This window comes from Microbacterium sp. Nx66 (assembly GCF_904066215.1).
Lineage (GTDB): Bacteria > Actinomycetota > Actinomycetes > Actinomycetales > Microbacteriaceae > Microbacterium > Microbacterium meiriae.
The window spans coordinates 1,986,959-1,998,966 of the sequence record NZ_LR880474.1; the positions used below are offsets into that span (position 1 = coordinate 1,986,959).

At 68.5% G+C, this 12,008-nt stretch carries 11 protein-coding genes; 4 read left to right on the forward strand and 7 right to left on the reverse strand.

From position 1 onward, the window contains the following. Positions 1-8 precede the first annotated feature (8 nt). The 6 genes from MICNX66_RS09460 to MICNX66_RS09485 form a co-directional block, all read right to left on the reverse strand. Positions 9-356, reverse strand: a complete 348-nt coding sequence (locus MICNX66_RS09460) for an HIT domain-containing protein (RefSeq protein ID WP_101845350.1) — start codon at positions 354-356, stop codon at positions 9-11. A 37-nt stretch (positions 357-393) separates the two neighbouring features. Next, complete coding sequence (locus tag MICNX66_RS09465) at positions 394-1,122, reverse strand: 16S rRNA (uracil(1498)-N(3))-methyltransferase (protein WP_187661666.1); 729 nt, start codon at positions 1,120-1,122, stop codon at positions 394-396. 2 nt (positions 1,123-1,124) lie between these two features. Continuing rightward, the gene (dnaJ, locus tag MICNX66_RS09470; RefSeq protein ID WP_060922189.1) at positions 1,125-2,237 is read right to left on the reverse strand and encodes a molecular chaperone DnaJ; all 1,113 of its coding nucleotides are present in this window, start codon (positions 2,235-2,237) and stop codon (positions 1,125-1,127) included. A gap of 36 nt (positions 2,238-2,273) precedes the next feature. Continuing rightward, complete coding sequence (hrcA, locus tag MICNX66_RS09475) at positions 2,274-3,305, reverse strand: heat-inducible transcriptional repressor HrcA (protein ID WP_187661667.1); 1,032 nt, start codon at positions 3,303-3,305, stop codon at positions 2,274-2,276. A gap of 109 nt (positions 3,306-3,414) precedes the next feature. Continuing rightward, positions 3,415-4,632, reverse strand: a complete 1,218-nt coding sequence (gene hemW, locus MICNX66_RS09480) for a radical SAM family heme chaperone HemW (RefSeq protein WP_187661668.1) — start codon at positions 4,630-4,632, stop codon at positions 3,415-3,417. Then, the gene (locus tag MICNX66_RS09485; RefSeq protein ID WP_187661669.1) at positions 4,632-5,285 is read right to left on the reverse strand and encodes a DUF1990 family protein; all 654 of its coding nucleotides are present in this window, start codon (positions 5,283-5,285) and stop codon (positions 4,632-4,634) included. Before MICNX66_RS09485 ends, hemW begins: the two co-directional genes overlap by 1 nt. 257 nt (positions 5,286-5,542) lie before the next feature. On the opposite strand from MICNX66_RS09485, the gene MICNX66_RS09490 reads away from it, so the two are divergent. Beyond that, positions 5,543-5,869 (forward strand): GIY-YIG nuclease family protein, encoded by a 327-nt coding sequence (locus tag MICNX66_RS09490; protein ID WP_187661670.1) that lies wholly within the window; start codon positions 5,543-5,545, stop codon positions 5,867-5,869. A 58-nt stretch (positions 5,870-5,927) separates the two neighbouring features. On the opposite strand, the gene lepA is transcribed toward MICNX66_RS09490, so the two are convergent. Next, a complete protein-coding gene (lepA, locus tag MICNX66_RS09495; protein ID WP_187661671.1) occupies positions 5,928-7,796 on the reverse strand; it encodes a translation elongation factor 4 in 1,869 nt (622 codons plus the stop codon). Positions 7,797-8,038: 242 nt separating this feature from the next. On the opposite strand from lepA, the gene MICNX66_RS09500 reads away from it, so the two are divergent. Genes MICNX66_RS09500 through MICNX66_RS09510 form a run of 3 tightly spaced genes read left to right on the forward strand, consistent with a single transcriptional unit; the run spans position 8,039 to position 11,887 of the window. After that, entirely contained in the window at positions 8,039-9,022 is a 984-nt protein-coding gene (locus MICNX66_RS09500) for an ABC transporter permease (protein ID WP_101845332.1), read from the forward strand. Position 9,023: 1 nt separating this feature from the next. Beyond that, positions 9,024-9,962, forward strand: coding sequence for an ABC transporter permease (locus MICNX66_RS09505; protein WP_062766635.1), 939 nt, complete (start codon positions 9,024-9,026; stop codon positions 9,960-9,962). After that, positions 9,959-11,887 (forward strand): ABC transporter ATP-binding protein, encoded by a 1,929-nt coding sequence (locus tag MICNX66_RS09510; protein ID WP_187661672.1) that lies wholly within the window; start codon positions 9,959-9,961, stop codon positions 11,885-11,887. Before MICNX66_RS09505 ends, MICNX66_RS09510 begins: the two co-directional genes overlap by 4 nt. Positions 11,888-12,008: the final 121 nt, after the last annotated feature.

The window sequence follows — 12,008 nt, forward strand, 5'->3', positions numbered from 1 at the left end:
CCTGATCGTCAGAAGCCAACGAGCTTGTTCTCCTCGAGGTTGCCGAGCACATGGGCGTGCACGTGGAAGACGGACTGCGCGACACTCGCGCCGTTGTTGAAGATGAGGCGGTACTCGCCGTTGGCATGCTCCTCGGCGATGCGCTTGGCGGCGGCGACCATCTCCGCCAGCAGCTCGGGGTCCCCGGCTGCGAGTGCGGTCACGTCGCGGTACTCCTCGGTCTTCGGGATGACGAGTACATGGAGCGGCGCCTGCGGATCGATGTCGCGGATCGCGAAGACGCGACCGGTGTCGAGCAGGATCTCCCCTGGGATGTCCCCGGTGAGGATGCGCGTGAAGATCGAGGGTTCGCTCATGCTCTCAGCTTACTGGGGGGACGCGGGCCGCGGCCGGTCACCAGCGGCCGAGGGCCACCGAGAGCACGGCGATGGCGGCAGGTCCCGCAGTGGACGTGCGCAACACGGTGTCGCCGAGCAGGACGCGCTCAGCGCCGGCCGCCGTGAGCTTCTCGAGCTCCTCCGGAGCGATCCCGCCCTCCGGACCCACCACGAGCACGAGGTCACGGTCGTCGGGAACGAGCGTGGAGAGCCGGGCCGGAGCGGTCGGGTCGAGCAGCAGCACCCGCTGCGTCGCCACGCGCGCCGCAAGCTGTGCGGTCGACTCGGGGGCGGCCACCTCGGGCACCCAGGTCCGGTGCGCCTGCTTGGCCGCCTCGCGGACGATCGTCGCCCAGCGCTCGCGTCCCTTCGCCGCCTTCGGACCCTCCCAGCGCGACACGCTCCGGCCTGCCTGCCAGGGCACGATCTCGTCGACCCCCAGTTCACATGCCGCCTGCACCGCGAGCTCGTCGCGGTCGCCCTTCGCGAGCGCCTGCACGAGCACGAGACGCGGAGTCGCCGGCTCGTGCTCGACGCGCTCGGCGATCCGGACATCGACGCGCGACGGTGACACCTCCTCGGCGACGCCGGTCAGCCAGACGCCTCGACCGTCGCCGACGGTGACCGCCTCGCCGACGCGGAGACGCCGGACGACGGCCGCATGCTTGGCCTCGGCGCCCGTCAGCGACACGAGACCGCCCACCGCGGCGTCACCCGCGGACTCGACGAGGAAGTGCAGCGCCACGATCAGTGGGTACGGAACCGGTCGCGCAGCTTGGAGAACAGGCCCTGCTGGAACTGCGCGAGCTGCGGGCCCGGCGCCTTGTTCTTCTTCGCGAAGTCCTCGATGAGCTTGCGCTGCGCGGAGTCGAGCTTGGTGGGGGTGACCACCTGCACACCGACGCGGAGATCGCCACGCTGGGTGCCGCGCAGCGGCGTGATGCCCCGTCCCTTGATGGTCAGCACGTCGCCGGACTGCACGCCCGCGCGGATCTCCAGGTCGACCTCACCGTCGAGCCCCTCGATCGAGGTCTCGGTGCCCAGGATGGCGTCGGTCATGGACACCTCGAGCGTGGCGAGCAGGTCGTCGCCGTCCCGACTGAACGCGGGGTGCGGGTTGACCGTCACCTCGACGTACAGGTCGCCGTTCGGGCCACCGGCGCGACCGACCTCGCCGGAACCCGGGAGCTGCAGCCGCAGGCCGGTCTCGACGCCCGCCGGGATGTCGAGGGACACCGTGCGGCGCGACCGGACGCGTCCCTGACCGCCGCAGGTGCCACAGGGGTACGGGATGGTCGTGCCGTAGCCCTCGCAGGTGCCGCAGGGCTGAGAGGTGACGACGTTGCCGAGCAGGCTGCGCACCTGACGCTGCACGTGGCCGGTGCCACCGCAGATGTCGCAGGTGACGGGCGACGTGCCCTCCTGGCAGCACGAGCCCTGACAGGTCTCGCAGAGCACAGCCGTGTCCACCTCGATGTCGCGGTGCGCACCGAAGACCACGTCCCCCAGGTCGAGGGTGACCCGGACCAGGGCATCCTGCCCGCGCTCCCGTCGTGACCGGGGACGAGCACCGCGCCCGCCGCCCTGGGACGCGCCGAAGAACGTCTCGAAGATGTCGCCGAAGCCGCCGAAGCCGCCGAAGTTGTTCGCGCCGTCACCGCCGCCCATGTCGTAGCGGCGGCGCGACTCCTCGTCGCTGAGCACGTCGTAGGCGTGCGTGACCAGCTTGAACTTCTCTGCGGCCTCCTCGCCCGGGTTCACGTCCGGGTGGAGCTGCCGTGCCAGGCGCCGATACGCCTTCTTGATCTCGTCGGTGGAAGCGTCCCGGGACACCCCGAGAACCTCGTAGTGGTCCGCCACAATCGCCTTTCTGCGCGTGTTTTCCGTGGGGCCGCCTCAGCGGCCGGCCTCGTCATCGTCGAGCATCCGCGACAGGTAGCGGGCGACCGCCCGTGCCGCTGCGAGGTTGCTCGGATAGTCCATCCGGGTCGGTCCCATGACACCGACCCGCGCGGTCCCCGAGGGTGCCGCGTAGTTGCTGGCCACGATCGACGCCTCGCCGAGCCCGAAGGAGGCGTTCTCGGTGCCGATGCTCGCCGCGAGGCCGTGCTCGTCCGGCACCATCTCGCTCATCAGCCGCAGCAGCGTGACCTGCTCCTCGATAGCCTCGAGGAGGGGGTGGATGCTGCCGCGGAAGTCCTGTTCCCGTCGCGCCAGGGTCGCCGCGCCCGCCATCACGAGCCGCTCCTGCCGGAAGCCGCCGAGCTCGTCGATCACGACTCCGGCGACGGCGCGGAGAACGCGGTCCTGGGGGGTCTCCTCCGTGGCGAGGAGTGCCTGCAGACGGTCGGAAGCCGCCGCGATCGCCTGCCCGGTGATGAGGGCGGACAGTCGAGCGCGCAGCACCGCGAGGTCCGCTTCGTCGATCGTGTCCGGCAGCGCGGTGATCCGCTGTGATACCCCGCCGGCGTCCGTGACCAGGACCGTGAGGAGCCGGTTGGGAGCGAGCGTCACGAGTTCGACGTGCGTCACGTGGGCCCGCGCGAACGACGGGTACTGGGCCAGCGCGACCTGTCCGGTGAGTTGCGTGAGCACGCGGACCGTACGGACCATCAGATCGTCGAGGTCGGCCGGATCGGCGAGGAACGACTCGATGGCCGAGCGCTGCGCGGGGGAGAGCGGTCGGAGCTGGGCGAGGTGATTCACGAACACCCGGTAGCCCTTGTCCGTGGGGATGCGCCCGGACGACGTGTGCGGAGCCGTGATCAGCTCTTCGTCCTCCAGCTGCGCCATGTCGTTGCGGATCGTCGCGGCCGAGACGCCGAAGGAATGGCGGTCGACGATGGAACGGCTGCCCACGGGCTCGTGCGTCTCGACGTAGTCCTGCACGATCGCGCGGAGAACCTGCAGCCCTCGCTCTGTGACCATGGGTTCCCCTTCCCGCCGACCGGATGCTGGCACTCTGCCGCCCTGAGTGCCAATCCTACCTCCTGCGATCGGGAGTTCTCCGAAGGCGGGACGGCCCAGGCGGCGTCGCTCAGTCCGTCAACTCACGCACCACCGCGTCGGCGAGGAGACGTCCGCGCAGCGTGAGCTGCACGCGACCCCGGATCGCCGCCGGCGCATCGATCAGGCCGTCGGCGATGAGTCCGGCGACGCGGTCCCTGTTCCGCTCCGGGACGTCCGTCACCGCGATCCCTTCGCGGATGCGGCTCAGGAGGAGGATGCGCTCGAGCGTCTGCGCCTCCTGGTCGGGACGTTCGCGACCCGCCGCCGGCGAGGACGAGGCGGCCAGCCGCTGTGCGTAGGCCGCCGGGTGCTTGACGTTCCACCACCGGAGCCCGGCCACGTGGCTGTGCGCCCCGGGGCCGAAGCCCCACCAGTCGCTCCCCCGCCAGTATGCGAGGTTGTGCCGCGACCGCTGCCCTTCGCTGCGGGCCCAGTTGCTGACCTCGTACCACTCGAACCCGGCGGCGGCGAGGCGCTCGTCCGCCATCTCGTACATGTCCGCCTGCAGGTCGTCGTCCGGTGTCGGCACCTCGCCACGACGGATCTGCCGCGCGAGCTTCGTGCCGTCTTCGATGATGAGCGCGTACGCGGAGATGTGGTCGGACTCCAGGGCGAGCGCGGCGTCCAGGGATGCTTCCCAATCCGCGAGCGATTCCCCCGGCGCGCCGTAGATGAGGTCGACGCTGACGGCGAGGCCCGCGTCCTTCGCGGCGGCGACCGCGGTGCGCACGTTCTCGGGCCGATGCGTCCGATCGAGCGCGGCGAGCACGTGCGGGACGGCCGACTGCATGCCGACGGAGAGTCTCGTGACCCCCGCCTCTGCGAGGATGCGCGCGACCTCCGGCGTCACCGTGTCGGGATTGGCCTCGACCGTCACCTCGGCACCCGGAGCGAGCCCGAACGCCGCGGTGGCCGCTCCCAGCATCCGCGCCAGATCGCCTGCCGGCAGCAGCGTGGGTGTGCCGCCACCGAAGAACACCGTGTCCATCGGCCGCAGCGCTCCGGCGTCCTCCAGCACGGTGCGGGCGAGGGCGATCTCGCCGATGAGGGTGGACGCGTAGTCCTCCTGCTTCGCCCCGCGGAGCTCGCTGGACGTGTAGGTGTTGAAGTCGCAGTAGCCGCAGCGCACCCGGCAGAACGGGATGTGGAGGTAGGCGGAGAACGGCGTCTCCGCGGAGATCGGGAGGTCGGCAGGGAGTCGCCCGTCCGGCGGCGCGGGATCCCCGAGCGGAAGCGGTCCCGCCATCACACCGGGGTCGCGTAGAGCGGGGAGATCGCGCGGAGGTAGCGCGCGAAGAGCTCGCGACGGCGGCGCTTCATGAGGGCGGGGACGAGGCGATAGAGCAGCGTGTTCGGGGCGTCGAAGGCGCGGACGGTGAACCACACCTCGTCGTTGTCCTCACGCCAGTCCACATCGAACGACTCCTCGCCGCGGACCACGGATCCGCCCACCGTGCCCAGCACGAAGCCGATCCGGCGGGTCTCCTCGGTGACGGAGATCACGCGCAGCTCCGAATCGGCGCGCATGCCACCGACACGGCCGCGCAGGTGGAGCGTCATTCCCGCGCCCACGAAGGGCATCCCCTCCGCGTCGTACCGCGGCTCCACGTCGCGCTTGCTCGGCGCGATCGGGTTCCCTTCGGCGTCGAAGCTCACGCCCGCGTACGCCGGACCCGGAGCAGGACGGACGTCTTCCACGGAGAGCCCGGCGGCGCGCTGCGCCGTCCACGAGAGCAGGGCTTCGCCGGCCGTCTGGAAACGCTCCTCACCGCTGCCGATGCGCCAGGATTCCTCCGCCGGGATGCTGCGCTCCGGCGGGTACTGCATCAGATCCGGGGCGTGGGTCGCACCCACGGCCGCATAGTCCACCGTGTCGTCTCGGAAAGTCCCGCGCCGCATGAGTTCCAGCCTACTTCGGGTTCCCTGAGCGAACACCCCCCGCGCCGCACGCCGTCACATCCCCCGGATGATGCTGGGTCCCTGAGCCTGCCGAAGGGCTGGATCCCTGAGCGTGTCGAAGGGCTGGGTCCCTGAGCGTGTCGAAGGGCGCACAACACTCAGTCCAAGGCTCCTCCACACCGCTGGGTCCCTGAGCTTGTCGAAGGGATCTCCGCACGCCCCGGCCAAGCCGCACGCACCTCCGCCATGATGGCCCGATGCCATGGACCTACATCCTCGAATGCGCAGACGGCAGTTTCTACACGGGCAGCACGAACGGCGACCTCGAAGCCCGCGTCTGGGAGCACAACCACGACGACGCCTTCTCCGCCAACTTCACTCGCAACCGGAGACCCGCGGCGCTGGTGTACGCGGAGCACTTCGACACCGTCGACGCCGCCTTCTTCCGGGAGAAGCAGATCCAGGGGTGGAGCCGTCGGAAGAAGATGGCGCTGATCGAGGGCCGGTGGGAGGACCTTCCGTCGTTGTCGACCTCGTACAGTGCGCTTCGACAAGCTCAGCGACCCAGCGTGGACCGACCCTGAGAACCGCGCGCTTCGACGAGCTCAGCGACCCAGCGCGGGCAGCCCGGAAGAACCGAGGCTACTTCTTGTCCTTGGTCTCGACGTCGCCGGAGAGCGCGGCGATGAACGCCTCCTGGGGGACCTCGACGCGGCCCACCATCTTCATGCGCTTCTTCCCCTCCTTCTGCTTCTCGAGGAGTTTGCGCTTACGGGTGATGTCACCGCCGTAGCACTTCGCGAGCACGTCCTTGCGGATCGCGCGGATCGTCTCGCGAGCGATGATGCGGGCACCGATCGCGGCCTGGATCGGCACCTCGAACTGCTGGCGAGGGATGAGCTTGCGCAGCCGCTCCGCCATCATCGTGCCGTAGGCGTACGCCTTGTCACGGTGCACGATCGAGCTGAACGCGTCGACCTTCTCGCCCTGGAGCAGGATGTCGACCTTGACGAGGTCGGCCTCCTGCTGCCCCGAGGGCTCGTAATCCAGGGAGGCGTAGCCCTGCGTCTTGGACTTGAGCTGGTCGAAGAAGTCGAACACGATCTCGCCGAGCGGCATGTTGTAGCGCAGCTCGACGCGCTCCTCGGAGAAGTACTCCATGCCGAGCAACGTGCCACGACGCGACTGGCACAGCTCCATGACGGTGCCGACGTAGTCCTTGGGCAACAGGATGGCTGCCTTGACCATGGGCTCCGACACCGAGCCGATGCGCCCATCGGGGTACTCGCTCGGGTTCGTGACGGTGACGGTCTCGCCGGTGTCGCTCGTGAGCACCTCGTAGATCACGCTCGGCGCGGTGGTGATGAGGTCGAGGCCGAACTCCCGCGCGAGGCGCTCGGTCACGATCTCCAGGTGCAGCAGGCCGAGGAAGCCGCAGCGGAATCCGAACCCGAGAGCCACAGAGGTCTCCGGCTCGTACTGCAGCGAGGCATCGGAGAGCTTCAGCTTGTCGAGCGCCTCGCGCAGTTCCGCGTAGTCGCTGCCGTCGATCGGGTAGATACCCGAGAAGACCATCGGCTTGGGGTCCGTGTAGCCGGGAAGAGCTTCCGCCGCGGGCTTGCGGGCGTTCGTGATCGTGTCGCCGACCTTCGACTGACGCACGTCCTTCACGCCGGTGATGAGGTAGCCCACCTCGCCGACGCCGAGACCCTTGGTGGGAGTGGGCTCCGGGCTCGACACGCCGACCTCGAGAGCCTCGTGGTTCGCGCCCGTGGACATCATCTGGATGCGCTCGCGGGGCGAGAGGCTGCCGTCGACCATCCGCACGTAGGTGACGACACCGCGGTAGGCGTCGTACACGGAATCGAAGATCATGGCGCGCGCCGGTGCGTCCGCGTCCCCGACCGGAGCCGGGATCTCCTCAACGATCCGGTCGAGCAGATCGTCGACCCCCATGCCGGTCTTCCCCGAGACCCGCAGCACGTCCTCGGGCTTGCCGCCGATGAGCGAGGCGAGCTCCTTCGCGTACTTCTCGGGATCGGCGGCCGGGAGGTCGATCTTGTTGAGGACGGGGATGATGTGGAGGTCGTTCTCCAGCGCGAGGTAGAGGTTGGCCAGCGTCTGGGCCTCGATGCCCTGCGCGGCGTCGACGAGGAGGATGGCGCCCTCGCACGCGGCCAGCGACCGGGACACCTCATACGTGAAGTCCACGTGACCCGGTGTGTCGATCATGTTGAGCGCGAAGACCTCGTCGGCCCCCTGCGCCTGGGCGAGCGCCCAGGGCATCCGCACCGCCTGGCTCTTGATCGTGATGCCGCGCTCACGCTCGATGTCCATGCGGTCGAGGTACTGGGCACGCATGTCCCGCTCCGCGACCACGCCGGTGATCTGGAGCATGCGGTCGGCCAGGGTCGACTTGCCGTGGTCGATGTGGGCGATGATGCAGAAATTGCGGATCTGCGCAGCCGGCGTCGCGGCAGGCTGAAGAGGGGTGAGAGCGCGTGGGGACATGTCCCGTCGATTGTACGGTGAGGGCTCTCATAATCCCCATTCGGGCGTATCGGTGATAGTCTCCCGAAGTTGCCCGGGATCAATCCGTGACACCGGATCCCGTAAGCGATACGACTCCGTCACAGACTCCGTGAGGGCTGTCGCGTCGCGCGGAACGGCGGATGACACCCGATCATCCGCCCGGCTCAGCGTTGCGTCGGCAGACCCCGAGCGCGTCTGGAGAAGAGAAAGACAAATCCCCCTTGATCAAGTACCTCGCGCGCCGTGCCCTCGGCTGGCTGCTCATGATCGTGGTCGCGACGAACCTCACCTACTTCCTCGCGTGGGGCTTCCTCGATCCGCGCAGCAACTATGTGGGTCGTCGCCCTCCGCTCACCGAAGAGCAGATCGTGAACACCCTCGCTCCCCGCAACCTGAGCGACACCGTCCCGCTCATCGAGCGGTGGTGGACCTGGTTCACCGGCATCCTCCTCCGCTGGGACTGGGGCGTGAGCCCGACCGGGGGTTCCGTCAACGAGCAGGTCGCCTACCGCATGTGGGTCAGCGCAGAGCTCGTCCTCGGGGCGACGATCCTCACGACGGTCCTCGGCATCGCGCTCGGCGTCTACACCGCGTCTCGGCAGTACAAGCTCGCCGACCGCATCGGCCAGGCCACGAGCATCATCACGCTCAACATCCCGATCGTCGTCGCGGCCTTCGCGATCGTCCTCCTCGCGATCGGCCTGAACAACGCCACCGGCACCCGCATCTTCTACGTGACCGGCAACGCGAGCCAAGGCGTCGAGGGTTTCTTCCCCACGCTCATAGACGTGTTGCAACACCTGACGCTGCCGACGATCGCGCTGGTGCTCACCGGCTACGCCAGCATCCATTTCCTGCAGCGATCGCTCCTCCTGGACAACATCAACGCCGACTACGTCCGGACGGCCCGCGCGAAGGGCCTGACCAAGCAGCAGGCCATCCGGAAGCACGCACTTCGGACGTCGCTCATCCCCGTCGCCACGCAGGTCGCCTTCACGATCCCCGCGATCTTCACCGGAGCGGTGCTGACCGAGACGATCTTCGCGTGGAACGGCATGGGCCGGTACTTCATCGAGACCATCACCAAGAACGACATCCACGGAACCGTCGCGATCGCCGCCTTCGGTGCGGTCCTCACGGCGATCGGCGCCATCCTCGCCGACATCGCCGTCGTCGTCCTCGACCCGCGCGTGAGAGTGAGCTGACATGAGCACCGACATGCTCGACCCGACCATCCACCCGGAGCCGGAGACCGCCGGCCCGGAGACCACCCGCGTCGCCACCAAGCGGCTGTCGAAGTGGACGCTGTACTGGCGACGCTTCTCCCGGAACCGCGGAGCCCTCATCGGCCTCGTGATCTTCGTCGTCCTCGTGCTGTTCGCCATCCTCGGGCCCTTCATCGCCCGGTACGACCACATCGAACTCGACTTCCTGAACCTCAGCACTCCCCCGTCCGCGGAACACTGGTTCGGCACGAACAACGCCGGAAACGACCTCTTCGCCCAGGTCGCCGTCGGCCTGCAGCGGTCGCTCATGATCGCCATCACCGTCTCCGTCGGCGTCACGATCGTGTCCGCGCTCGTCGGCACGGCCGCGGCCTACTTCGGCGGCTGGACGGAGCGCATCTCGCTCCTGGTCATCCACTTCATGATGGTGATCCCGAGCTTCCTCATCCTCGCGATGATCTCGAACAAGGCCGGCGGCGACTGGCGCGTCATCGCCCTCATCATGATCTTCGTGATCGGGTGGTACTTCCCCGCCCGCGTCATCTGGACGATGGCCCTGTCGCTCCGCGAGCGCGAGTACGTCAGTGCCTCCCGGTACATGGGCGTCGGCGGCATGCGCATCGTGCTCCGCCACCTCCTGCCCAACATCGGCTCTCTCCTCGTCATCAACTTCACCCTCGGCGTCGTCAACGCCGTGGTGACGGAGACGGGCCTGTCCTTCCTGGGCTTCGGCGTCAAGATCCCCGACGTGTCGCTCGGTGCCCTCATCGGCGCCGGCTCGAGCTCGTTGACCACGGCGCCCTGGCTGTTCTACTTCCCGGCGGCGGCGCTGACTCTGCTCACCGTGTCGATGGCGCTCATCGCCGACGGCCTGCGCGACGCCCTCGATCCCACCTCGGCTGCTGGAGGCCGCGCATGACCAACGTCCTCTCCGTCCGCGACCTCAAGGTCAGCTTCGCCTCCGAGGCCGGCCGCGTCGACGCCGTCCGCGGCGTCTCCTTCGACCTCGAAGCCGGCAAGACCCTCGGCATCGTCGGCGAATCCGGCTCCGGCAAGTCCGTGACCTCGCTCGCGATCATGGGTCTCCTCGACGAGAACGCCAAGGTCACCGGCTCGATCATGTATGACGGGAAGGAACTCGTCGGCATGAGCGACAAGCAGCTGTCGGTCATCCGCGGCAACGGCATGTCGATGGTCTTCCAGGACCCGCTGACCTCGCTCACGCCGGTCTACACGGTCGGCGATCAGCTCATCGAGGCCCTCACGGTCCACCGCGGCCTGTCCAAGAAGGACGCCTGGGACCGCTCCGTCGAGCTGCTCAAGCTCGTCGGCATCACCGAGCCCGAGCGGCGGATGAAGTCCTTCCCGCACGAGTTCTCCGGAGGCATGCGGCAGCGTGTCGTCATCGCCATCGCGATGGCCAACGATCCGAAGCTCATCATCTGCGACGAGCCCACCACGGCCCTCGACGTCACCATCCAGGCGCAGATCCTCGACCTCATCGAGAAGGCGCAGGACGAGACCGGCGCCGCGGTGATCATGATCACGCACGACATGGGCGTGGTCGCCCGCACCGCCGACGACGTGCTCGTGATGTACGCCGGCAAGCCCGTGGAGCACGCGCCCGTGCGCGAGCTGTTCCACAAGACCCGCATGCCGTACTCGATCGGTCTGCTCGGCGCCATCCCGCGCGTGGACAAGGCCGAGAAGGAGCCGCTGACCCCCATCAAGGGGAACCCGCCGCTGCTCATCAACCTCCCGGACGCCTGCCCGTTCGCCGACCGCTGCCCGATCGTCATGGACGCCTGCCGCGCCAAGGAGCCCGAGCTGCTCCCCGTGCCGACGGGCTCGGGCGACCTGCATCAGGCGGCCTGCATCCGCGCGCACGAGATCGAGGACGGCGGCCTCCTCGGTGGCCTGCCCGTCTACCCCGTCCGCCCCGTCCCGGAGAGCGACCTCACACGGACGCCGCGCGAGGAGCGGCCGATCACGCTCGAGGTGAAGAACCTCCGCAAGACGTTCCCGTTGGTCAAGGGCGCGTTCCTGAAGCGCAAGGTCGGCGAGGTCCAGGCGATCAAGGGCATCAGCTTCGACGTGCGCGAGGGCGAGACGATGGCCATCGTCGGCGAGTCGGGCTCGGGCAAGACGACGACGCTGCTGCAGATCATGGACATGGTCAAGCAGACCGAGGGCGACATCGTCATCGCCGGCACCAGTGTCAACGACATCCACAGCCGCAAGGTCGAGCGCGCCCTGCGCCGCGACATCCAGATCGTCTTCCAGGACCCGATGGGAGCCCTCGACCCGCGCATGACGGTGGCCGACATCATCTCGGAGCCGCTCTTCGCGATCGGCACTCCCAAGGAGGAGGCGCACCGGCGGGTGGACGAGCTCATGGACCTCGTCGGGCTCAACCCCGCGCACAGCGACCGCTTCCCGCAGGCGTTCTCGGGCGGTCAGCGGCAGCGCATCGGCATCGCCCGGGCCCTGTCGACGAACCCCAAGATCGTCGTGCTCGACGAGCCGGTGTCCGCGCTCGACGTCTCGATCCAAGCCGGCGTCATCAACCTGCTCGACGAACTCAAGACCAAGCTCGGGCTCTCGTACCTCTTCGTCGCGCACGACCTCTCGGTAGTGCGTCACATCGCCGACCGCGTGGCCGTGATGTACCTCGGCGAGTTCGTGGAGCACGGCGACGTCGACCAGGTCTTCGACGACCCGCAGCACCCGTACACGAAGGCGCTGCTGTCGGCGATCCCCGTGCCGGATCCCGACATCGAGCGCACCCGCGAGCGGGTGGTCTTCGACGCCGAGACGATGTCGACGAAGCCCGCGACGGTCTGACCCGAAACCATGCGCCCGTTCCTGGTCACCGTCCGATAACGGTTAGGCGGCATTCACCGCAGTGCGGTGTACCGGGATAAAGCTCGAACTAGTCTTCCCTTTATGAAACGCCGAAAGGCGA

Coding starts and splice junctions, on each gene's coding strand:
- MICNX66_RS09460 (WP_101845350.1), bottom strand. CDS start 356: ATGAGCGAACCCTCGATCTTCACGCGCATCCTCACCGGGGACATCCCA.
- hrcA (WP_187661667.1), bottom strand. CDS start 3,305: ATGGTCACAGAGCGAGGGCTGCAGGTTCTCCGCGCGATCGTGCAGGAC.
- hemW (WP_187661668.1), bottom strand. CDS start 4,632: ATGGCGGGACCGCTTCCGCTCGGGGATCCCGCGCCGCCGGACGGGCGA.
- MICNX66_RS09485 (WP_187661669.1), bottom strand. CDS start 5,285: ATGCGGCGCGGGACTTTCCGAGACGACACGGTGGACTATGCGGCCGTG.
- MICNX66_RS09490 (WP_187661670.1), top strand. CDS start 5,543: ATGCCATGGACCTACATCCTCGAATGCGCAGACGGCAGTTTCTACACG.
- lepA (WP_187661671.1), bottom strand. CDS start 7,796: ATGTCCCCACGCGCTCTCACCCCTCTTCAGCCTGCCGCGACGCCGGCT.
- MICNX66_RS09505 (WP_062766635.1), top strand. CDS start 9,024: ATGAGCACCGACATGCTCGACCCGACCATCCACCCGGAGCCGGAGACC.
- MICNX66_RS09510 (WP_187661672.1), top strand. CDS start 9,959: ATGACCAACGTCCTCTCCGTCCGCGACCTCAAGGTCAGCTTCGCCTCC.